At 63.8% G+C, this 22,873-nt stretch carries 21 protein-coding genes; 17 read left to right on the forward strand and 4 right to left on the reverse strand.

The window, feature by feature from the left end; genetic code table 11:
* Positions 1-109: 109 nt before the first annotated feature.
* From F6B93_RS15990 to F6B93_RS16005, 4 genes are all read left to right on the forward strand, one after another.
* Entirely contained in the window at positions 110-556 is a 447-nt protein-coding gene (locus tag F6B93_RS15990) for an MmpS family transport accessory protein (protein ID WP_211695947.1), read from the forward strand.
* A complete protein-coding gene (locus F6B93_RS15995) occupies positions 553-3,432 on the forward strand; it encodes an MMPL/RND family transporter (RefSeq protein ID WP_211695948.1) in 2,880 nt (959 codons plus the stop codon). Before F6B93_RS15990 ends, F6B93_RS15995 begins: the two co-directional genes overlap by 4 nt.
* Positions 3,433-3,566: 134 nt before the next feature.
* Entirely contained in the window at positions 3,567-4,388 is an 822-nt protein-coding gene (locus F6B93_RS16000; RefSeq protein ID WP_211695949.1) for a FadR/GntR family transcriptional regulator, read from the forward strand.
* A 10-nt stretch (positions 4,389-4,398) separates the two neighbouring features.
* Entirely contained in the window at positions 4,399-5,124 is a 726-nt protein-coding gene (locus F6B93_RS16005; protein WP_211695950.1) for an SDR family oxidoreductase, read from the forward strand.
* Here F6B93_RS16005 and F6B93_RS16010 read toward each other — a convergent pair.
* Positions 5,102-5,959: an LLM class flavin-dependent oxidoreductase gene (locus tag F6B93_RS16010; protein WP_211695951.1), complete on the reverse strand. Its 858-nt coding sequence runs from the start codon at positions 5,957-5,959 to the stop codon at positions 5,102-5,104. The genes F6B93_RS16005 and F6B93_RS16010 overlap by 23 nt on opposite strands.
* A 37-nt stretch (positions 5,960-5,996) precedes the next feature.
* On the opposite strand from F6B93_RS16010, the gene F6B93_RS16015 reads away from it, so the two are divergent.
* From F6B93_RS16015 to F6B93_RS16060, 10 genes are all read left to right on the forward strand, one after another.
* Positions 5,997-7,052 (forward strand): acyl-CoA dehydrogenase family protein, encoded by a 1,056-nt coding sequence (locus F6B93_RS16015; protein WP_211695952.1) that lies wholly within the window; start codon positions 5,997-5,999, stop codon positions 7,050-7,052.
* Positions 7,053-7,075: 23 nt separating this feature from the next.
* Positions 7,076-8,182 carry an acyl-CoA dehydrogenase family protein gene (locus tag F6B93_RS16020; RefSeq protein WP_211699545.1) on the forward strand — a complete coding sequence of 369 codons (1,107 nt, stop codon included), beginning with the start codon at positions 7,076-7,078 and terminating at the stop codon, positions 8,180-8,182.
* A 4-nt stretch (positions 8,183-8,186) separates the two neighbouring features.
* Entirely contained in the window at positions 8,187-9,344 is a 1,158-nt protein-coding gene (locus tag F6B93_RS16025) for an acyl-CoA dehydrogenase family protein (protein WP_211695953.1), read from the forward strand.
* Positions 9,341-10,276 carry an acyl-CoA dehydrogenase family protein gene (locus F6B93_RS16030; RefSeq protein WP_211695954.1) on the forward strand — a complete coding sequence of 312 codons (936 nt, stop codon included), beginning with the start codon at positions 9,341-9,343 and terminating at the stop codon, positions 10,274-10,276. Before F6B93_RS16025 ends, F6B93_RS16030 begins: the two co-directional genes overlap by 4 nt.
* Positions 10,273-11,724 (forward strand): class I adenylate-forming enzyme family protein, encoded by a 1,452-nt coding sequence (locus F6B93_RS16035; protein WP_211695955.1) that lies wholly within the window; start codon positions 10,273-10,275, stop codon positions 11,722-11,724. The genes F6B93_RS16030 and F6B93_RS16035 overlap by 4 nt, the downstream gene beginning before the upstream one ends.
* A 65-nt stretch (positions 11,725-11,789) precedes the next feature.
* A complete protein-coding gene (locus F6B93_RS16040; RefSeq protein ID WP_211695956.1) occupies positions 11,790-12,347 on the forward strand; it encodes a DUF7676 family protein in 558 nt (185 codons plus the stop codon).
* A gap of 442 nt (positions 12,348-12,789) precedes the next feature.
* Positions 12,790-13,800 carry a hotdog fold thioesterase gene (locus F6B93_RS16045; protein WP_211695957.1) on the forward strand — a complete coding sequence of 337 codons (1,011 nt, stop codon included), beginning with the start codon at positions 12,790-12,792 and terminating at the stop codon, positions 13,798-13,800.
* 66 nt (positions 13,801-13,866) lie between these two features.
* Complete coding sequence (locus F6B93_RS16050; protein WP_211695958.1) at positions 13,867-15,072, forward strand: amidohydrolase family protein; 1,206 nt, start codon at positions 13,867-13,869, stop codon at positions 15,070-15,072.
* 88 nt (positions 15,073-15,160) lie between these two features.
* Complete coding sequence (locus F6B93_RS16055) at positions 15,161-15,889, forward strand: protein-S-isoprenylcysteine O-methyltransferase (RefSeq protein ID WP_211695959.1); 729 nt, start codon at positions 15,161-15,163, stop codon at positions 15,887-15,889.
* A gap of 57 nt (positions 15,890-15,946) precedes the next feature.
* On the forward strand, positions 15,947-16,330 hold the full coding sequence (locus F6B93_RS16060; RefSeq protein ID WP_211695960.1) for a hypothetical protein: 384 nt from the start codon (positions 15,947-15,949) through the stop codon (positions 16,328-16,330).
* Between the two features lie 77 nt (positions 16,331-16,407).
* Here F6B93_RS16060 and F6B93_RS16065 read toward each other — a convergent pair whose 3' ends face one another.
* Positions 16,408-17,616 carry a cytochrome P450 gene (locus F6B93_RS16065; protein ID WP_246540807.1) on the reverse strand — a complete coding sequence of 403 codons (1,209 nt, stop codon included), beginning with the start codon at positions 17,614-17,616 and terminating at the stop codon, positions 16,408-16,410.
* 130 nt (positions 17,617-17,746) lie between these two features.
* Here F6B93_RS16065 and F6B93_RS16070 point away from each other — a divergent pair, with 130 nt between their 5' ends.
* Complete coding sequence (locus F6B93_RS16070) at positions 17,747-18,646, forward strand: helix-turn-helix domain-containing protein (RefSeq protein ID WP_281426166.1); 900 nt, start codon at positions 17,747-17,749, stop codon at positions 18,644-18,646.
* Here the strand turns inward: F6B93_RS16070 and F6B93_RS16075 are convergent.
* Together F6B93_RS16075 and F6B93_RS16080 are read right to left on the reverse strand one after the other, a co-directional pair.
* The gene (locus tag F6B93_RS16075; RefSeq protein WP_211695963.1) at positions 18,615-19,850 is read right to left on the reverse strand and encodes an acyl-CoA dehydrogenase family protein; all 1,236 of its coding nucleotides are present in this window, start codon (positions 19,848-19,850) and stop codon (positions 18,615-18,617) included. The two genes, F6B93_RS16070 and F6B93_RS16075, sit on opposite strands and share 32 nt — an antisense overlap.
* Positions 19,847-20,989, reverse strand: a complete 1,143-nt coding sequence (locus F6B93_RS16080; RefSeq protein WP_211695964.1) for an acyl-CoA dehydrogenase family protein — start codon at positions 20,987-20,989, stop codon at positions 19,847-19,849. The genes F6B93_RS16075 and F6B93_RS16080 overlap by 4 nt, the downstream gene beginning before the upstream one ends.
* 190 nt (positions 20,990-21,179) lie before the next feature.
* On the opposite strand from F6B93_RS16080, the gene F6B93_RS16085 reads away from it, so the two are divergent.
* On the forward strand, positions 21,180-22,028 hold the full coding sequence (locus F6B93_RS16085; RefSeq protein ID WP_211695965.1) for a hypothetical protein: 849 nt from the start codon (positions 21,180-21,182) through the stop codon (positions 22,026-22,028).
* Positions 22,025-22,846: a hypothetical protein gene (locus F6B93_RS23795; protein WP_425518462.1), complete on the forward strand. Its 822-nt coding sequence runs from the start codon at positions 22,025-22,027 to the stop codon at positions 22,844-22,846. The genes F6B93_RS16085 and F6B93_RS23795 overlap by 4 nt, the downstream gene beginning before the upstream one ends.
* Positions 22,847-22,873: the final 27 nt, after the last annotated feature.

Below are 22,873 nucleotides of genomic sequence, written 5' to 3' on the forward strand. Positions count from 1 at the left end.
TCGAGTCCGGTCCCGTACCGTACTGTCATTACATGTCAATCCTCGCACAAGGCGCAGGAAAGATAGCCCGCCCAGGCAATCGTTACGCCAATACCCGAAGGGCTCATGAGTGAAGGGCATTTCACTTACCGGCCTGGTGCGCCGAGGGTGGATTTTGCTAGTCGCTGTGGCCGTCTTGTCGGTTGCGGGTTTCGCAGTGTATCGGCTGCACGGAGCCTTCGGCTCGGGTGACGAAAGTTCTGGGGCCAGTGGCATCTCGAACGAGATCATTCCGTTTAACCCCAAGAACGTGACCTTGGAGGTCTTCGGCGCGCCGGGGACTATCGCGACAATCAACTACTTGGACGGCGATACGCAACCGCAGCGCGTCGATGACACCCCCCTGCCGTGGTCGTACACGATAACAACCACAAAGCCGACGGTCTTCGCCAACGTTGTGGCACAGGGGAATAGCAATTCCATCGGCTGCCGCATCATCGTCAACGGTGTCGTCAAAGACGAGAGGACCGTCAACCAAGTGAACGCCTACACCTACTGTCTGGAAAAGGCATCATGAGCGACGAGAAAACTCCATGGCCCGCGCTGCCGCACACCATCCGTCGGCTCTCGTTGCCGATCCTGATCTTCTGGGTAGGCCTCGCCGCGTTGTCGAATATTGCCGTGCCGCAGTTGGAGGAAGTCGGAAAGGAACACAACGTCGCCCTCATGGCTCCAGACGCGCCTTCCTTGATGGCGATGAACCGGATCGGCACGCTTTTCCAGGAATTTGATTCCGACAGTTCGGCCATGGTCGTCCTCGAAGGCGATGAGCCCCTCGGCGCCGATGCCCACCGTTTTTACGACGCGCTGATCAAGCGGCTCTCCCAAGACACCACGCACGTCCAGCATATCCAGGACTTCTGGGGCGACACGCTGACGGCGGCCGGCTCGCAAAGCCCGGACGGCAAGGCCGCATATGTTCAGTTGTATCTTTCCGGCGACCAAGGCGAGGCTGAATCGATCGCCTCGGTCGACGCCGTACGCCGCATCGTGTCGGACGCAACACCGCCACCGGGCATCAAGACCTATCTCACCGGCCCAGCGCCGCTCATCACCGATCAATTCGAAGTCGGTAGCGAAGGCACGGCAAAGGTCACCGCGATCACCTTCGTGGTGATCGCGGTGATGTTGCTGTCCGTCTATCGTTCGATCGTCACCATGATCCTGGTGCTGTTCACGGTCCTGATTGAGGTAGCCGCGGCCCGGGGAGTCGTGGCCTTTCTCGGCAACACTGGGATCATCGGACTGTCCACGTACGCAACCAATCTGTTGACGTTGCTGGTCATCGCCGCGGGTACGGATTACGCGATCTTTGTTCTGGGCCGCTATCACGAAGGCCGACACACCGGCGAGGATCGCGAGACCGCCTTCTACACGATGTTTCGCGGCACCGCGCACGTCGTCTTGGGTTCTGGTCTGACCGTTGCCGGCGCGGTCTATTGTTTGAGCTTCACCAGGCTGCCCTATTTTCAAAGCCTGGGCATCCCCGCCGCATTGGGGATCCTCGTGGCGCTGGTGGCCTCACTCACCCTGGCCCCGGCCGTGCTGACTCTAGGCAGTCATTTCGGTCTGCTGGAACCCAAACGCAAGATGCGTACGCGTGGATGGCGCCGCGTCGGCACCGCAATAGTCCGCTGGCCCGGGCCGGTTCTGGCAGTGACGTGCGGCATCGCCCTCATTGGTCTGCTCGCCCTGCCCGCATACGAGACCAGCTACGACACCCGCCCCTACATGCCCGACACCGCCCCGGCCAATATCGGCTACGCGGCCGCCGAACGCCATTTCTCCGCGGCCCGGCTCAACCCGGACCTGCTCATGGTCGAGGCGGATCACGACATGCGTAATCCGGCGGACATGCTCATCCTGGAGAGAGTGGCCAAGGCTGTGTTCCACGTCCCGGGTATCGCGCAAGTACAGGCCATCACCCGCCCGTTGGGAACACCGTTTGAGCACAGCTCGATACCGTTTCAGATCAGTATGCAAAGCGTCGGCCAGCTGGAGAACCTCGTATACCAACAGGATCGTGCGAAAGACCTGCTGAAGCAGGCCGCAGAGCTAACGAAGTCGATTTCCATTTTGGAGCGTCAGTATGCCCTGCAGCGCGACCTCGCAGCCGCCACGCACGCCCAGACCGAAGCCTTTCACGACACAATCGAGACACTCGATGGGCTCCGCGACAAAATCGCGACTTTCGATGATTTCTTTCGCCCTACTCGCAGCTATTTCTACTGGGAAAAACATTGCTTCGACATTCCCATATGCTGGTCTTTCAGATCCTTATTTGACGCACTCGACGGTATCGATCAACTGAACGAGAAGTTTGAAGAGATCGCGGCAAGTTTTGACGAGTTGGATGCGCTCCAGCCGCAGCTGCTGGAACTGATACCGGAACAGATCGCTAGCCAGGAAACCAACCGGGAATTGGTGCTGACCAACTACGCGACGCTGTCCGGCATCTACGACCAGACGGCCGACCTGATCGACAACGCGGCGGCCATGGGACAAGCTTTCGACACCGCCAAGAACGACGACTCCTTCTATTTGCCGCCGGAGGCGTTCGACAACCCCGATTTCAATCGGGGCCTGAAGCTATTTCTCTCGCCGGACGGCAAGGCCGCTCGCATGATCATCACCCATGAAGGTGATCCGGCGACCCCCGAGGGAATCTCACACGTTGACCCGATCAAGAACGCAGCGCGTGAGGCCGTCAAGGGAACCCCGTTGGCGAACGCCAAGATCTATCTGGCTGGCACCGCTGCGACCTACAAGGACATCCAAGACGGCGCCCTGTACGACCTGTTGATCGTCGCCATCGCGGCGCTGAGTCTGGTATTGCTCATCATGCTGATCATCACGAGAAGTTTGATCGCCGCGGTCGTCATCGTGGGAACGGTGGCGCTGTCGTTGGGCGCCTCTTTTGGGATCTCCGTTCTCGTCTGGCAGCATCTGCTGGGTATCAAGCTGTATTGGATTGTGCTTGCACTGGCCGTGATCGTGCTCTTGGCGGTCGGGTCCGACTACAACTTGCTGCTGATCTCCCGCTTCAAAGAAGAAATCGGCGCTGGGTTGAACACCGGTATCATCCGCGCGATGGGCGGTAGCGGAGCCGTTGTCACGGCCGCTGGCTTGGTGTTCGCCGCGACCATGTCGTCGTTCGTATTCAGTGATTTACGGGTTCTCGGTCAGGTCGGGACCACCATCGGCCTCGGCCTGATGTTCGACACGCTGATTGTGCGCGCGTTCATGACGCCAGCCATCGCGGCACTACTCGGACGCTGGTTCTGGTGGCCGCAGACAGTGCGTCCTCGCCCAGCCAGCCAGTTACTTCGCGCCTACGGACCACGGCCCCTGGTCCGCAGACTGCTTCTGGGGGAAGCAAGAGAGACCGGGTGACATCCGAATCGCTTTGTTTCTCTGGGCAATTCAATGGCGCATCACTATTTATGCCATTACTGCTAAGATAGCTAAGCCAATCGAGTTCGCGGGCAGTCGCCGCACGCTGCCCCTGCCGCTTTGCGAGGATCCGGATGACCGCCCTGGGAGTTGGCCCCGACGCCCGCCGCCGACTATCGGCACCGAGGATCGCCGAAATCGTCGCCGACGAGTTGCGTCGCCAGATCATCGATGGCGAACTGTCCGACGGCGACTTGTTGCCGCGTCAAGAGGTGCTCGTCGAGCAGTTCAACGTCAGCCTGGTGTCGCTGCGAGAAGCGCTTCGAATATTGGAGACTGAAGGCCTGATTTCGGTCCGACGCGGCAATCGCGGCGGTGCGGTCGTGCATGCGCCGGCGAAAGCCAGCGCCGCCTACATGCTCGGTCTGGTGCTGCAGAGCGAGTCCGTGGCCCTGAGCGACTTGGGTGCGGCGTTACAGGAACTCGAGCCGGCGTGTGCCGCGCTCGCCGCGCAGCGACCCGACCGCGGGGACACTGTGGTGCCCGAGCTCAAGCGGGTCAACGATGCGATGGCGGAGCACCTCGACGACGGTCAAGCGTTCACCGAGATCGGCCGTCACTTCCACGATCGTCTTGTCCGCGGGTGCGGAAACCACACGATCATCGCGGTCGTCGGTAGCTTGGAGACGCTCTGGAGTAGCCATGAACAACAGTGGGCCGCCGAGAGCGCGGCGCGCGGCACCTACCCGTCGCTAGCCAAGCGCCGGGCGGTGCTCAACACCCATACCAAGCTCGCCGCGACGATAGCCGACGGTGAGGTAGACCGGGCTCGGCGCATCGCGGCTCGTCATCTTGCCGATACCCAGACGTACGTCTTGTCGGGCCGATCCGAACAGCGGATCTATGCGCTGTCCCCGCAAGCATTGTCCCGTCTGCGCGATCCCCGGCGCCCCTAGAGGAAGGCTCTTGAGAACCGCACTGGTCATCGGCGGCAGCGGCGGGATCGGAAAAGCCTGCGCTTCCAAGCTGTGTGAGCTCGGCTACGACGTGGTCGTCGTGGCACGCCGTGTTGGCCCGCTGCGCGCCGCGGCCGAAGAAATCGGCGCCCGCTACGTTGTGGCCGACGCCTCCGATCCGGTTGGATTCTCCTCTGCGATAAGCACACTCGACACCATCGACCTGGTCGTGCACGCGGCCGGCGCGCTTGGCGGGACCTACGCCCGCAAGCAGACCTTCGAACAGTGGCGGACAATCATGTCTGCGAACCTGGATTCCTGCTTCGTGGTGACCTCCGCGGTGCTACCGCGCATGCGAGCCGGCTCCAGGCTGGTGCTGATCTCCTCATCGGCGGCCCACGAGCCGATGCCAGCCCGGACAGCGTACTCCGCGTCGAAAGCCGGCATGAACGCGTTCGCCCGCGCGTTGGCGCGTGAAGTCGACCGGGACGGCATCAGTGTCCACCTCGTGACGCCAGGTCCCGTGGAAACGGAAATGCTGCAGGATGTTCCGTTCGAAATGTACGCGATCGCAGTGTCCGACGTTGCCGGGGCGGTCGCCTGGCTGGACACCGTCGACCCGTCAGTCGACCTACCGGAGATCCGGCTCGGTGCGGTGCAGCGCGGCCCCTTCGCTCGACCGCCGGTTGTGCCCGAGGAAGCCCGCCGCAGAACTACGCGGCCGGAAAGCCTCTGATCACTGATTCGCCGAATTCCGCCACCGTACGCGGCTCGGCAAAATCGGCGAACCACACGTAGAACCGCTCCACCCCTTGAGCGGCCAACCCGACGAAATGCTGGACCAGCTGGTCAGCATCGCCGCAGGCCAGCCCGGATCCCAGGCGGCCGTATCGCCGCCCGCTGACCTCACGCACAGCCTTCGGATCGCTGTCGGACCGAACAAAGCCGACGACCTGCTGAACAGATAGCCGAGCCGATCCCGCCGCCGGGGCCAGCCGGGTCAACCGGTCAAGCTGGTCGGCCTGCAGATTCCACCAATCCGCATACTTTGCAACGAGTTCCATCATCCGGCGACCGTGGCCACCCAGGACCAACGGTATCGGATGCGTGGGCTTGGGCGCCTGACCCAGCTCGCCATCCGCCCAATACCGCTTGATCAGCACCAGGTGGCGCTCAAGTTGCTCGACCCGGGCCACCGCATCCTGCGGACCGACCCCGAATCTGGTGAACTCCGCCGGCCAGGATCCAGCACCAAGGCCAAGCTCGAACCGGCCGTCGGAGGCCGCCGACAGGGTAACAGCCTGCTTGGCGAGCACAGCCGGATGACGAAACGCGTCACACAGCACCAGGTGGCCGATCTTCACCCGCTGCGTCTTGGCCGCCACCCACGTCGCGATGCCCATTGCCTCCCATATGTTTTCATCTGAGCGCCGGGGCGCCTCCAGATGATCGATGAATGCCACCCCATTAAATCCACTGGCCTCGGCGTTGCGGGCGCGCTCCACGATGTCGGGCACCGACAACCGAATCTGCGGCAAGAACAAAAACCATTCGACCCTGCGCCGACCCACGGTGCTAGTTTACTATTTTTATTATGTTAGAGGTCTTATGGATGTCAGTCTGACTTCGGAGCAGCTAGCGCTGCGCGCCGCCGCGCGCGATGTCCTGCGTACCGAAAGTCCGCCTGACGCCGCCCGCCAGGCGATGACCGATCCGGAGAGCTGGCGCACGCTCTGGAAGACGGTGGTCGACCTCGGCTGGACCGAACTCGCGGCGCCGGGTCCGAATGACGATTTTGGAGCCCTCGAGCTAGCGATCGTCCTCGAGGAATGCGGCGCTGCTCTCGCTCCTGTCCCGCTGCAGACCAGCGCCGGTCTTGCCGCCGGAGTATTGCGTGCCTGCGGCCCAGCCACCGCCGAGGTACTCGCAGAGATCGCTTCCGGGGTGGTCGCCACGCTGGCCGTGCACTCCCCCGGACACCGACTACCCGGAGCGCCGATGACGCTGCGGCGCGGACGCCTGTCGGGGCGCGCTGTGGCCGTCCCCAACGCGGCACGCGCGGAGCTGATCGTCACCCTCGCGACCGCCGACGACGGTCTGGTGGCCGCAGTCGTGCGCAGCGGCGACGTGACCATCGCAGCGGCTGAATCCATCGATCCCGCACAGCCAGTCGCCGACGTCGAGATCGACGTGGAACCCGTAGCCACCGCTACGGTCGAAGACATTGAATCCGCATTGGCGGCACCGATGGTGGCCAGCGCCGCCGACCTCGTGGGAGTGGCGAGCGCAGCGCTGCACCGCTCCGTCGAGCACGCGCAGACGCGGCGCCAGTTCGGTAAGCCGATCGGCGCATTCCAGGCGATCAAGCATGCGCTCGCTGACAACCACGTCGGTCTGGAGCGTGCCCGCAGCCTCACCTATGCCGCGGCGGCCCAACCTGGCCACGCGGATTGGACCACCGCGGCGCTGGCCAAGGCCGCGGCCAGCGAGGCGGCCACCAGCTGTGCGCATACCGCCGTCCAAGTACATGGTGCGTTGTCGCAGGCCTGGGAACACGACATCCATCTCTACGTCCGGCACGCTTGGCAGGGCGCCGCCCTGCTGGGAGACAGCCGTTCGCTCTACCACGAGGTGGGCCGGAGCTTTGCCGGAGGTCGGAGGTGACCCTGGTGATCCCAGAGCGCCCAATAGTCCCGGTAGTCGCCGAATTCCGGGAATGGCTAGCGAACTTTCTTCCCGCTGACTATTACGAGAAATATCACCAATACCGTTGGGATGTCGGCCTGCAGCGCCAGTATCAGCGCGCGACGTTCGGATCGGGGTGGCTGCAGCCCACCTGGCCGCGCAAGCACGGCGGCCGATCACTGGGCTTGCGGGAGGCGATGGAAATCCGGCTCGAGGCTGCCATGCGTTGCGCGCCCAAACTGCCCAACATCGCCGGCCCCAATGTCGCCGCACCCGCCCTCCGCCGATTCGGCACGCCCGCGCAGATCGAGCGCCTACTTGTGCCCCTGCTGCGCGGCGACGAATGGTGGGCGTTGGGCATGTCCGAGCCGGAGGCCGGATCGGATTTCGCTGGCCTGCGTACCCGAGCCGAGCGCGACAACGACGCGTTTCGGATCACCGGTCACAAGATCTGGACAACACAGGCCCACCTCTCCCGGTGGTGCACGCTGTATGCGCGCACCGATCCCGACGCACCGAAACACCGTGGCATTTCGTGCTTTGTCTTGGATTTGCGCGCGCCCGGTGTGCGGATCGAACCGATCCGGATGGCCTCGAGCTGCAGCGGGACCTCGGACGAGACGTTTTGTGAGGTCTTCCTCGACGATGTGTCGGTGCCGGTCGACAATCTGCTGGGTCAATTGCACGACGGGTGGAACGTCGCGTTGTCATCGCTGAATCACGAACGCCAAATGATCTGGATCATGAACTGGGTGGACATCAAACGCGGGCTTGACTTCATCCGGGGCACCCGCAACGAAGACATCTACACCGAACTCGGCTCGCTGCTTGCCGATGCCGAGGCACTGCGGGCCACCGGATACCGCGCCCTTGGCAACGAACTCGCTGGACGACCCAGTCCAGAAGCCGACATCCTGAAGCTCCTCGGATCGGAGACGTTGCAACGCGTGTGGGAACTCGGCGCAGCGGCGGGCGGCCCGTCTTCGGTGACCGAACCCGATTTGCTCTTCGAACGCCAGGAATCCCTGGCCGCGACCATCTACGGCGGTACGTCCGAAGTCCAACGCAACATCATCGCCGAGCGGCTGCTCGGGCTGCCGAAGGGATGAGACGATGGATTACGACCTCGGCGACGATGCTGGAAGCCTGCGGAAGCATTTGCGGCAGTTGATATCTGATCACATTCCGCCGGACTTCCTCGGTGCCTGCACCGACGATCCACAAGACCTCGCGATCACAGAATCTTTTTGCAAACTGCTGGCCTCGGAGGGGCTGCTGGCGCTGGCTTGGCCGAAGGAGCACGGGGGCAGCGGCGGCTCGATCTGGCAGCAAACGGTGCTGCGCGAGGAGATGTGGGCCCACCACGAACCACGCGGTCCCCAATACATGGGCATCAATTGGGTCGGGCCTGCGCTCATGCGCTACGGAACGGCCGAGCAGAAAGCCAAACACTTGAGCGCCATCGCTTCCGGCGAGGTGGTCTGGTGCCAGGGATTTTCCGAGCCGGAGGCGGGCACCGATCTCGCGTCGCTGCGGACCAGTGCCGTACCGGATGGCCCGGACGAAACGGGTTGGCGCATTACGGGCCAGAAGGTGTGGACGTCATATGCGCAAATGGCATCCTGGTGTGTGCTCGCGGCGTGTACTCACCCCGACGCCCCAAAGTCGCAGCGGCTTACGCTATTCCTGATTCCGATGGGACGCGCCGGTATCACCGTCCGGCCGATCTCCTCGATGCTGGGACCGCATCACCTCAACGAACTGTTCCTCGACGGGGTGCGGGCGTTTCCGGACGAGGTACTCGGCGAGCCCGGCGATGGTTGGCAGATAATGCGTGCGGCGCTGGCATTTGAACGGGTCGGTATCGCCCGGTACGCGCGGTGCGAATCGCTGCTGGACCGGATGCAAACTCACCTGGGTGACGACTGGGACCAGTTGCCCGAATCGATTCGCGCCCGCTGGGTGCGCGCGCTGGCCGACTTGCGCGTGGCCAGGCTGCTGGCCTATCGGGCGGTGTCGCTACGCGACGACCCGTCGGCGGATGCGGCGGCCAGTGCCGCCCGCATCGCGGCCACCACCTGCGATCAGCAGATCGCCGAGCTGCTCTTCGACGTACTGGGTCCATCCGCGTTGGACGGCGGCGGCACCGCGGCATTGCGCGGGGCGGTCGAAGACCACTGGCGCTACGCGCAGGCAGCCACCGTCGCGTCGGGCACCATCGAAGTGCAGCGAATGTTGGTAGCACACGAAGTCCTCGGAGGACATCGGTGAATACCGAACTGCCCCAGGACGTTACTGACTTCGCCGCCGTGGTGGTCAAACGCCTGGCTCGACTGGGTGGTCCGGCAGCAGCGCTGCGGGCCGAGACAGATGACCACGTCCGACAGGACGCGCGTGCGGCCCTGAGCGAGCTGGGAGCCTTCGACCTCGATGTCCGCTCGGCACCAGTAGACCTCCTGGCCGCCGCGGTACTGTGCCAAGCGGCGGGCGCGACGGCACTTCCCTACCCGATCGTGGAGGAGCTGCTGGCGATCGATGGCGCGCGGCTAGCCCTCGTGAATCCCGGAGCGCCTCGCGTCGACCACGGCGATCTGCCCGGTGATTGGGTCGCGGCCGACCTCGACCGCAATCGGTACCGCCCCCAGCCAGTATCGCGACCGAATGCCACATTGGGCCCATTTCTGGCGCCGGTCAACCTGACTGGACCCAACGGCACCGTCCCGGCTGCCGACGTCGACCTGTATCTCGTGCTGGGGTCGTGGCGGATTCTGGGGGCGGTTCAGCGCTGCCTGGACATCGCCACTGAGCACGTGCAAGCTCGGGTCCAGTTCGGTAAGCCCCTGGCGGAATTCCAGGCTGTCAGGTTCGTCGTCGCGGATGCCTATGTCGCGGTAGCCGGACTGCATGAGCTGGCCAAGTACACCCTCTGCCGACTGGGATCGATTACCGCACGAGCTCGCGCGGCCGATGCGCTGGTGCTCCGGCTCAAGGCCGCCGACACCGCACACCAGCTACTGCGCACCGCTCATCAGTTGCTCGGCGCCCTCGGCTTCTGCGACGAATCCGAGGTCAGCGTGCTCGATCGACACACCCAACCACTCATCCGGTTGCCCCTGGGCGCCGAAGCGCTGAGCCTGCGCCTCATACCCAGTGTTCACGACGGCTCGGTGGAGACGCTGTTCACTGGGCCGGTCTCGGCATGAGGGACGCAATCCCGTTTGGAACCAAGCTCGGGGAGCTCGCCGAACAACGACCCGGCGAGATAGCGACAACGATTGTCGCGCCCGATGGCACTGCGCACTCGCTGACTTTCGGTCAGCTGGACGCCCAAGCGAACCAGTGGGGGCGGGCGCTGGCGGGCAACGGCGCCCACACGGGTTCCCGGGTCGCACTCGCGATCCCGAATTCGCAACATCTGGTGCTGGCAACCTTGGGGTGCTGGAAGATCGGTGCGGTTCCCATTCCGATGCATTGGGACCTGCCCGAATGGGAACGTGGCCGGGTGCGCATGGTGATCGAACCGGCAGTGGTCCTCGACGAGAGCAGCCGGTGGACGCTGGCGGCCCGCGCCGCCGGAGAGTCCGAAGAGCCCGTTCCCACAGCCATTTCCCCGATGACCAACGGAATCTGCAGCAGTGGGTCGACCGGCATACCCAAGGTGATTCTCAACCTGGCGCCGTCAGTGTGGATTTCGCAGCAGGGCGAACCGTTTCTGGCGGCGTGGACACCGGTGGCGAGGCCGCAGACCATCATGGTGCCCGCGCCGATGTATCACACCAACGGGTTCGCCACCTTCGGGTTCCTGCTGGGCGGTGATCGTCTGGTGGTGCTAGAAAAGTTCGACGCGGCACTGGTCGTGGACACCATTGAGCGGTATCGCATCACGAACTTGACCGCCACCCCAACGATGCTGAACCGCATCGCTGCGTTGCCCGACATCGGTCGGCGGGACTTGTCCAGCATCGTCTTTATCCTGCAGGGCGCGGCCGTGATGCCGCCCACGCTGCTGCGCACCTGGTTCGAGCTGCTCAGCCCGGAGCAGATCGTGATGGCCTACGGCATGACCGAGAACCTGGGGCTGACCGCGCTACGCGGTGATGAGTGGCTGACTCATCCGGGTAGCGTCGGACGCGGCTTCCGCGACACTGAGATCCGCATTCTTGACGCGGATGGAAAGCCGCTGTGCCCAGGCGAAGACGGCGACGTCTACCTGCGTGCGCCCATGAGCGCCGGGTACCGCTATCTGGGCGGGGCGCCGCCGCTGCCGTCGACCGAGGACGGCTTTCGCTGCGCAGGTGACATCGGCCACCTGGATGAGGACGGCTACCTCTACATCCTCGACCGCCGCTCCGACATGATCATCACCGGGGGCGCCAATGTCTTTCCGGCAGAGGTGGAGTCCGCCCTCGCCGGGCACCCCGACATTGCCGACGTCGTGGTCATCGGGCTGCCCGACCCCAACTGGGGCCGCCGGGTGCACGCGGTGATACAGAGTGCGGCGCCACTCACCGAGCCCCAGGTGATCGAGTACGCCAAAGACCGGCTAGCCCCCTACAAGGTGCCCAAGACGGTCGAGTTCGTCGACGCGATTCCGCGGACCGCCGCAACCAAGGTGAACCGCTCGGCGATGATCGCGGCCCGGGGCGGGTGAGCCCGTCGGCCATCATCGGCGAAACTCAAATGCACACAGTCGGTTTCAGACGATAATGTGGCACCATGACTACCGCCAACCCCGCTGTCGTTGAGACCGAAGACGGAGGGCGAGAACAACGCTGGTCACTGCCCGCCGACGAGCAGAGCCTGCTCAACCTGATCCACCTGTGCTTCGACGAGTACTGGGACGAAATCTGGTTCGGCATCATCGTCGAAGGCGCAGCCTGGGAGGTAGCGGCGCCGAACCCGCCCAAGCGCATCTCGATGTACGACGGGTACGCCACCGTCGACTTCGGCCGCTGGCATTTCCACCTGTGCATCGGTGAGCATCGGGCAAGCGGACCCGAACTTGGCAGGATCCGCCAGTGTGCGCGCGCCGAGTTGTATCGGCGGATCGGTGACGACGACTGCCCCACCTCCTGGGGGGCGCGCCTCTACAACGGCCGCGACGAACAGATGATGACGCTCCTGCTGCCGAACCCCTTCTTGACCAACGATCAGCAGATCCGCGATTGGCCAGCCTGGGGGCAGCTCGAACTCTGGGACCGGCTGCGGAGCAGCTATCTCGGCATCGATCCCGACCCGCGAGACCGCTCCGGCAAGGGTTTTCGGCACGGATAGGCCAATGTCAGCACCTTCGACGTAGGTGACCCACACATCCCCGGGCTGGCAAAGAGATGAGGCGGCTCGGCGGTGAGTTCCTGACGGTGGAGGTAATGAGACACCCGCCGAGGTCGCTTGAGAAACGGCGGGTGACCCCTCTGGTACCGCCGAGCCCCTACTTGCTCGGCATTCCACACTCGCAGGTGGGCTGACAACGGCACGGTTGGCACGTGCAGTGCGGACTCGGGTTCGGGTTGGCGGGGGTCTCTGACGAAGCGTCGGTGCGAATATCTGTGGTCACGAAATACACTATACCCCTATGGGGTAGTAGTGTCGAGTCGGAATCGGCGTCATATCGCGACCGGCGTGGTTTCCGGGCCAGACACCCCACCCGACCCCGACGACCCACCACCGATTCAACTTCGGGGATATCGCGGCAAACCACGGTAATCTCATTCTCATGGCTGAAGTGGCGCGCGCTGAGCGTTTCATCAAGACCGCGGTCGAGATCCTCGGTGAAACGGGGCGCACCGATTTCACCGTGCAGGAAGTCGTGGCGCGTTCCAAGACGTCGTTGCGTGCCTTCTACCAGCATTTCAGTAGTAAGGACGAGTTGTTGCTGGCGCTGTTCGAGCGGACTATGGCGCAGTCCGCACAGCTATGGCGTGCCGAGGCCGACGGGTTGGACAGCACCGCCGCTCTCAAGCTGGTGATCGACCGAATCAGCGCACAGCCCGAATCAAGCGCACAGGACAGCCTCAATCGGGCGCTGAGTCTCTACAACCAACACCTCGCCGAGACCCGGCCACGCGACTATGCCGGGGTTCTCTCCCCCCTCCATCAACTGATTCGCGACATTGTGGCCCGGGGCATCACCGAAGGCGTGTTCAACCCCGGCCTGGAGATCGCAACGGCGGCGGCCATCGTCATGCAAACCGTGCTCGGCGCGCTCCGATTGCACTGGCTGGGAACCGAATTGAACGGTACCCCAATAGACGCCGGCCAGCTGTTCGACTTCTGTAGCCGCGCACTCGGCATTCGCGACAACGACGACCGGTCGACGACGCCGTCGCTGGCCGAACTCTTCGCCCAACTCGGAATCCGCCAAGCCGTGGCGCACGGCGCCGAGCTCGCGATGACAATGCCGGTTAGCCCGCAGGTCACCAATACAACCGGCGCCCTTCAAGGCGGCTTAATCGCCACGCTTGCCGACGTAGCCGGCGGCCACCTTGGGTTGCAATACCTGCGGCCGGGTACGTCGATGACGACCGCCGACCTCTTTGTTCGCTATCTGAGGCCTATCACGCAGGGGTCGGCACTGGCGATACCCCGGGTGCTGCGGGCTGGCCGGCGATCTCTCGTCATGCACGTCGACATTTTCCGCGACGGCGAAAACGACAGCGAAAAAGGCGGCGAACTCGCCGCAACGGCGACCGTCAATTTTGCGATCATCAACGCGCCCACACCGTAGCGCGTCTACAAAAGTGGTAATGTCATTACCACATACCGCGAACAAGACTTCTCCAAGGAGATCGCCATGCCGTCTCGCGAGCTTCCCTTCCCCGTGTTCGACGCCGACAACCACATGTACGAACCGCAGGAGGCGCTGACAAAGTTCCTACCGGACAAGCGCAAGAACGTGATCGACTACGTGCAGGTGCGCGGTCGCACCAAGATTGTGGTGCGCGGCCACATCAGCGACTACATCCCTAACCCGACCTTCGAAGTCGTCGCGAGGCCGGGCGCCCAAGAGGAGTACTTCCGGCACGGCAGCGGCGGCAAGAGCTACCGCGAAATGATGGGCGAGCCGATGAAAGCGATCCCCGCTTTCCGCGAACCGGCGCCGCGGCTGGAGGTCATGGACGAGCTCGGCCTCGACTACGCCCTGATGTTCCCCACGCTGGCCAGCCTGGTCGAAGAGCGGATGAAAGACGACCCGGAAATGACCCACGACGTCATTCACGCGCTCAATCAGTGGATGTATGAGACGTGGTCGTTCAACTACCAGGACCGCATCTTTGCCACCCCGGTGATTACCTTGCCCATTGTCGACCGCGCGCTCGAAGAACTCGAGTGGTGCCTGCAGCGGGGCGCGCGCACCGTGCTGGTGCGCCCGGCCCCGGTGCCTGGCTTCCGCGGCAGCCGGTCCTTCGGTTTCGAGGAGTTCGACCCGTTCTGGCAGGCCTGCGTGCGAGCGGAGATCCCGGTGTCAATGCACGCGTCGGACAGTGGTTACTCCGAGATGATCAATGTGTGGGAGCCCGGCGACGAATTCTTGCCGTTCAAGCCAACGGCCTTCCGGATGCTCGCTATGGGCAAGCGACCGATCGAGGATGCGATGGGTGCGCTGGTCTGCCATGGCGCGCTGTCGCGCAACCCCGCATTGCGCATCTTGTCGATTGAAAACGGTGCCGATTGGGTCCCAACCCTGTTCAAGGGACTCAAGAGCGTCTACAAGAAGATGCCCAACGCGTTTAGCGAGAATCCGATCGACGCGTTCAAACGGTGCGTCTACATCAGCCCGTTCTGGGAGGACCGGTTCACCGAGATCGTCACGATGGTGGGCACCGACCGGGTTGTCTTCGGGTCCGACTGGCCGCACCCGGAAGGCCTCAAAGACCCGATCTCCTTTGTTGACGAGCTTAGCGATCTTGAGCGCGACGACGTCGAAAAGATCATGGGCGGCAACATGATGCAGGTAATGAAGGTCTCCCAACCGGCCTCTAAACCAGTGACCGCCTGATTGCCACACACCACCGGCGGGCCGGCGGGAATCGCCAATTCGGACCCGTCGCAACGCGCCTGCCAGAAGTTAGGGTAACCTAATATCTGTGGGTGACGTGGTCCCGGACAATGACCATGCGAGTGATCCTGCGCCGGGGCGTCGCGCGGTTTTTGGTGGCAGTGTTCATGGTCATTGGATGCAGTTGGGCAGTGTTGCGCTCGCGGTCGGGATCTATCTGTGGCGAACCCACGGCGACGCGCGATGGCCGGTGCCGGCCGGTGCGGCGGTGCTATGTGGCCAGGCGCTGATCAGGGCGCCACACGCCCGTCGGGCCGTCACCGTCGCTGCCGACGACAGCTACGTCACCGGGACAGAGCGAGCCCTGCTGGCAGCGGCCTTCGTCACCATGTCTGCGCTGCCGCTGGTCTATCTGGCTACCCCGCTGTTCGACCCTCTCGATTACCGCATGCCGATGTGGGTGGCGCCGGTGGGCGTGGCGCTGGCTGCAGCGGGTTTGTGGTTGTTCGGCTGGTCGCATCGTGACCTGGGTCAGCAGTGGTCGGTCACCCTGCAGATCGGCGAGCACCATCAGCTGATTACGAAGGGCGTGTACGGGCGGGTGCGCCATCCGATGTATGCCGCCCTCTGGCTGCTGGCGATCAGCCAACCCTTGCTCTTCCAAAATTGGATCGCCGGGCCGCCGGTCATCGCGGGATTCGGGCTGCTGTACGTGCTACGCGTCCCACGGGAGGAAGCCATGATGCGCGCGACATTCGGTGACGCCTACGCCGCCTACTGCGCTCGCACCGGTCGTGTTGTGCCTCGCCTGTGGTGATCGGTGGCCTGGCTCGGGGGCACTGGCTGCCCGATCAGTCTGGATAGGTTGTCACCCATGGAATCCACCACGGTGATGTTCGGAAAGATCCTCGGCTTGTACCTGCTGACATCGGGGGTCGCCTTCATCGTCGCGACACCGTTTTATGCCGAACTCACTCGCAAGGCCGATAGGTCAGATCCGATGGCCGTCAACATCTCCGGGATGGTGCACCTCTTCGTCGGGTTCGGCGTCGTGGTCAACCATTTCCGCTGGGACGGACTGCTTCCGACTCTTGTCACATTGTTGGGCGTCGCTTTTGTGGTGCGTGGGCTTGCGTACTACTGGATCCCCCACGTGGTGCTTCGTCCTGCCGAAGCACGTGCGACCGGTCTGCGCGTCATGGGAGCGGCCTTTGTCGTGGTCGGTGGGCTTACCGGCTACCTCAGTTTCCTCGGATAGCGCACTCCGGGCTCGTTTTTAAGTGCGTTGTTGCGCTTGGTGATTCGAGCGCGCCTAGCGTCAGACGTTGTCGACACCTAGGCGGGGTCAAAGCGCACCGGCAGCGTGTCGACTCCGCGTAGCGCGGTGCCGACTTGGCTCGTGACGCGGACGGCACCGGCGGCCCCGGGCGCCACACGAAGGTTCGGTAGCCGCGTCAACAGCGTCCGCAGAGCGGCAACCAGCTCCGCGAATGCCAGCCAGTTTCCGATGCAGCTGTGGGGGCCCTGGCCGAAGGCGACCATCGGGGTCACCCGGCGGGTGATGTCGAAGTGGTCCGGGTTGGGATACACCGACGGGTCGCGGTTGGCGGCGGTGATCGCGAACACCATCGGGGTCTGTGCCGGGATGTCGATTCCGTGCCAGGTCACAGCCTCGGGACAGGCGCGCGGAAGTAGCGCCACCGGTGGCTCCCACCGCAGCGCCTCCCAGACCGCCCACTCGAGGTGTTCGTCGGGGTCGGATCGGAGCAGGTCGAGCTGCTCAGGATGCGTGAACAGGGCGGCCAGTGCAATGCCCATGGCCAGCATTGTGGTGTCGGCACCAACCGGGTAGAGCAGCCGCACGAACGACAGCACCTGTTCGTCGTCGAGTTGCTCACCGTCCTCGGTAGTCGCGCTGACGATCCGGGAAATCATGTCGTCGCCGGGCTCGATTCGACGAGCAGCGATGATCGGCATGACGTACTCGGTGAGCTCGCGCGCACACCGCTTCGCCTCCTCCGGGTCCCAGGGGTAGTGGATGAGACCCTGTGCCCAGCGGTAGAACCGCTGCTCATCCTCGACCGGGATGCCCAGCATCCGGTTGTTGATGAGGAGCGAGAAGCGCTGGGTGAACTCGGCAACCAGATCGGCCTCACCCCGATGGGCAAAGCGATCGATCAGCTCGTTGATCGCCGGCTCGATGATCGGCTCCAGATACTGCGCCACGTGGTTGCGTCGCAGCGGCGTGGACACGATCGCGCGATTGACCCGGTGCTCACGCCCGGACATGCACTGAATCGTGTGACCCAACACCGGTTTGGTGGCCATCGTGTATGCCGCCCACGACGGAAACGTCTCTTCGTCCCGGAACCCGGCGGCGACGAGTTCCTGGGTGAGTAGCAGGACCGCGCGCGTTCCTGCGAACGGGACGATCGCGTAGTCCCGCTGGCTGCGAAGTTTCGCCAGCACTTCATGCAGGTCCGGCCGGTCGTCACTGGCGAAGTCGATACCGTCGATGTCGAGTGGCTGAAGTGTCGTTGTCACCATGGCCTAATACGAATATTCGTATAAACTGAAACGATTATTTGACTAGCGGTCAGTCTAGGGGAAGGTTTTGGTCGCCGGCAAGCCACGCGAAGGATCGAGTTCACCGCCCACGCTGCGAGTGATCTCGGTGGTGGAATTTCTTACCGTCCGAGAGCGGCCGCAGTCGTCGGCAGAGATCGCCGACGGCCTGGGCCTGAGCCGCTCGACGGTCGGCGCAATCCTGGCGGCGCTGGATGAACAGGGCTGGGTCGTCCGCCTTCCCGATCGGACCTATCGGCTCGGCCCAGGTCTCATCGCGATCGGTGAGCGGGCTCGCCCGATGCTGCCCCATCCCGATGTTGTGCACGATGAACTCGACGGGCTTGCTCGCCGCGTCGGCTGTGCCGTCGGGCTGAGCACCGTTCACGGCGACCAGCTGATCGTCGTGGCACTGGCAGCTCGCGGTGGCCGTGTTCCGGCCGGCTTTGCCTCTGGCACCCGGTTGCCGCTAGAACCCCCTGGGGGCGCATCTATCATCGCCTTCGCCGACGAGGCCGAGCAGGACGCGTGGCTGGCCCGATCGAAACCCGATGACGCGCCCCGATTCCGGCGGGTGCTCGAGGTGATCCGGCAGACCGGAGTGGGTGTCTGGGGCGCCAGCGCCGCCGACATCGAAACGGTTGACGTCATCGCCGACGTCGTGAGCTTCCTGTCTGCTCACCCGGCAAGCGCGCAGCTGCGCGACCGCCTCCTCTCGCGACTCAGCAGCCTCGCAGGCAACGCCTACGAACCGGCACAACTATCGCTCGACGACGAGCTTCCGGTGAGTGTCATTACCACCCCGGTTTTCGGCGCCGCCGGCCGCGCCCAGTGGGAGCTGCAGGTCGGGCCGTTCAAGTCGGCGGTCTCGCGCGAGGAAAGGAAACGGATCATCGACGAATTGCTCGCGAGCGCCGCCCGCCTCGCCCGGCCAGAACCTGATCGAGCCGCCGGCGGACACCGCGTGACGCGCGCGCTCAACGTGCCCGCCCGTGGCGCACCTGATTAAACGGCGCTCCGCGGTCTGCGGCGTATTCCCGCGGAAAGTTCAGCACTCGCTCACCGATGACGTTGCGGGCCATCTCCGTCGTTCCGCCACCAATGCAGACGGCTTGCCGCGAAATGTAGCGCAGCCCGGCCTCAAGTCCGTCGCCGAGATCCCCGACGACGCCGGCCGCTCCCGCTATTGCAAGCGCCGTGTCCATCTCGCACGTCATGGTCTCGGCGTGGAATAGCCTGATAAGCGTGCCACCGGCGGGTGGCAGCACGCCATCGCGGACATTGCGATACACGTGGTCGACCAACTGCTCGGCGACGGCGCGATGCACCAGCACCCGGCCCGCCATCTCCTTGACCCGCTCGCTATCGCCCTGACCGGTCTTCGCCGCGAGATCGACAAAGTCGACCGGTTTGGACTGGCCACCTTCGCTACCGGCGCCGCTGGCGAATTCGGAGCCCATCCCCACCGCGCGACGCTCATGGTAGAGCTGCCGCGAGGCCACGGACCAGCCTTGGTTCACCTGGCCGACGACGGCTTCGTCGCCGACGTCGACCTCGTCCAGAAACTCCTCGCAGAACTCGGTCGAGCCAGTCAACTGAGTGATGCGACGCAGCGTGATTCCCGGATGAGCGATGGGTACGAGGAACATCGTCAAACCCTCGTGCTTGGGCACATCCCACGTGGTGCGGGCCAGGCACAGCCCGTAGTCGGCCGCGAACGCGGCGGTGCTCCACGTCTTAGCGCCGGTGATCACCCACCGATCACCGCGGCGCTCAGCCCGGGTGATCACGCCGGCCAAATCCGAGCCACCGCTCGGTTCGCTCAACAGCTGCACCAGCACTTCGTCTCCCCGCAGCGCGGCGGCGATGTGTTGCCTCTTCTGCGCCTCGGTGCCGGTGTCGAGCAAGGTTGCGCAACAGATGGTGAACGTGGGTGTGTTAAGAATCAAGGGCATCTCGTAGTTGAGGGACTCCGCGTCGAATGCCCGCTGGTATTGGTAGTCCAAGCCCAGGCCGCCGTAGTCGGCGGGGAAGCAGATCCCCGCGAATCCGCCTTCGTACAGACGTTTTTGTAGTTCGCGGGCGCGGTGCCAACACCGTTCGTCGTCGCGAACCACCGGCGGGGGCGACTCCGGATCGATACGGGGCATGTTGTCCGCCAACCAAACTCTGGCCCGCGCGGCGAATTCGGCAACGGATTCGGTGGAGGTCATCTCGCCGCTTCTTCTGCTCGATAGACGCGCAGGTTGTGTTCTTCCGGCGTGCCAAACATGGAGCGGTACAACGTAACCCGCCTCAAGTAGAGGTGTAGGTCGTGTTCCCAGGTCACGCCAATACCCCCGTGCATCTGTACGCAGCCCTGGATGATCTGGCCGGCCATCTCTGAAACGTACGATTTGGCGATGCTGGCCGACAGGCCTGCCCCGGGCACACGCGCGGCCACGTCGGCGATCGCCGCGGCCGTGGTCGCCCGGCACGCTTCGACCCACATCTTCATGTCGGCGAAGTTGTGCTTGAGCGCTTGGTACGACGCCAGTGGACGACCGAATGTGTGCCGGTCCAGCGCCCACTCGACGGTGAAGTCGAACACCGTTTGCAAGATCCCGACCATCTCGGCGCACTGCAGCACCTGGGCAATCTGGCTTTGCCGTTCGACCAGCCCGGTTGTCTCGGCCGCGCTGCCGACAGCTGCGGAAACCGGCACCACCACATCATCGAAGTGCACTCGCGCGTATTTCTTGACCAGGTCCACCGACCGCTGGTCGGTGATCTGAACCCCCGGCGCGTCAGTCGGAACCAGAATCTGGCGAACCTCCGACTCTTGCGCTCCGCATCGAGCTACCACCAGGAGCACCGCACTCTGCGCCCCTGCCTCGACACAATCCTTAGTGCCAGTCACGCGGTAGCCAGTTTCGGTCGGTATCGCCGTGACCGTCGGATTCAGTGGCGCCCAGCCCCGTCCCGGTTCTGAAACCGCCCACGATGCAACCGCGTCACCGGACATCAGCGAACGGATCATGGGGGCGTGCGTGTGACGGTCGGCGCAGTCGGCTAGACCGGCGAGCACAGTGCTGACCGGATACAAGGGCCCCGGCGCTGCCGTTTTACCGAGCTGTTCGGCGACGATCGCCAGATCCGCAACGCCGCTGCCCGAAACACTGCCGCCGCCGAGCTCTTCAGGGACGAGCAGGCCCGTCCATCCAAGTTCGGCGGCCCGCCGCCACCACGCTTTGTCAAAGGAAGCGCCCGCGGCATGAAGCTCTCGAACGTAGCGAAGCGGCGCTTCTTTTTGCACAAATGCTTGGGCTGTTGAGGTAAAGAGTATCTTTTCGGGTGAGTCGACGGCGGTCATGATGCCAGCCGGACTTTCCTTGGCCTTCCTGAGCCGCTGCGCAGGAAGCAGAGGGAAGCGTTCGGGTGGCTGATCATCCGCTCGATCGGTCCTCGTCGGAGTTCACTGGGAACTTCGATGGTAGCAATGGGCGATACCGTAAGAGATACCGGAGGTCAGTCGATAATGATGCTCCCAGTCTGCGACCGCAATGACTGAGACGAACGAACCACCGACCGATTCGGCGAAGTCAAAGGCCGACGCCATGGCGTTGGCCGAGGAAGCCGAAGCGGAAGCCGCGGAGGCCGAAGCGCTGGCCGCCGCCGCCCGGGCGCGCGCACGCGCCGCTCGGCTCAAGCGCGCAGCGCTGGATGTCGCCGAGGACGGCCAGGTCGAGGACTACGCGGAATACGAATCGGATTACGAGGACGATTACGACGAGGGCGACTACGACGACGAGTATGACGACGAGTACGAAGACGCCGAGGACGCCGAAGACACCGAAGACGCCGAAGATTATGAGGCCGCAGAGCAGGAAGCCGCGAAGCCGGCCTCCTGGCGGCGGTGGTTGCGCCTGCCGAAGCTCTCCACAATCGCCAAAGCGGGCGCAATCGTGGTCATCTGCTCGCTCGCAGGGCTCAGCGCATACATGGTGTGGCACCACCATCAGGCCACCGAGAGACAGGACCGTGTGGCGAAGTTCGCTGCCGGCGCCAGGCAGGGCGTCGTCAACATGACCTCCCTGGACTTCAACAACGCCAAGGACGACGTCCAGCGCGTGATAGACAGCTCTACCGGCGAATTCAGGGACGACTTTCAGCAGCGGGCAGCCGATTTCACGAAGGTGGTCGAACAGTCCAAGGTCGTCACCGAAGGAACGATCAACGCGGCGGCAGTCGAATCCGTGGATGGACATTCCGCATTGGTCCTCGTCTCGGCGACCTCGCGCGTCACCAATTCCGCAGGGGCCAAAGACGAACCACGAGCGTGGCGGCTCCGAGTGACCGTGACCGAAGAAGACGGCCAGTACAAGATGTCGAAAGTGGAGTTCGTACCGTGAGCGATGAGATGCGCGACGACGCGACCCAAACGGAAGAGATCGACGACGTCACCGAGGTCGTCAACATCGACCCAGCTGCAGAAGACGTCGATGGGCCCGAAGCCGACACCACGGACGACGAAGTCACGGACGACCAAGTCACGGACGACCAAGTCACGGACGACCAAGTCACGGACGACCAAGTCACGGACGACCAAGTCACGGACGACCAAGTCACGGACGACCAAGTCACGGACGACGAAGTCACGGACGACGAAGTCACGGACGACGAAGTCACGGACGATGATTCCGGCGAACCCACCCGTCGCAAAAGAGACTTCTGGCGGATGAAGCTCACCGTAAAACCCGTTCCGGTGATTCTGATCCTGCTGCTGTTGATTTCCGGGGCGACCACCGCATGGCTGTACTTCAAGCAGTACCGACAAGATCAACAGACCGGCCCCAGCGCCGAGCAAGCGGCGGTCACCGCGGCGTCAGACGGCACGGTGGCGCTGTTGTCGTACTCACCGGAAACGCTCGACAAAGACTTCGCCAACGCCAGGTCGCACCTCGCCGGCGACTTTCTGTCCTACTACGACCAGTTCACCGAACAGATCGTGGCCCCGGCAGCCAGGAAGAAGTCGCTGAAAACCAGCGCTCACGTCATGCGCGCAGCGGTTTCCGAGTTGCAAGCAGATTCGGCTGTCGTTCTGGTGTTCGTCGATCAAAGCACCACCAGCAAAGACAATCCCGATCCTTCGCTGGCAGCGAGCAGCGTGTTGGTGACCATGGCCAAGATCGATGGGCAGTGGTTGATCACCAAGTTCACCCCGGTGTAGCTCCGCCACAGGGCCACGGCTCGGCGC

Source organism: Mycobacterium spongiae, from assembly GCF_018278905.1.
GTDB lineage: Bacteria > Actinomycetota > Actinomycetes > Mycobacteriales > Mycobacteriaceae > Mycobacterium > Mycobacterium spongiae.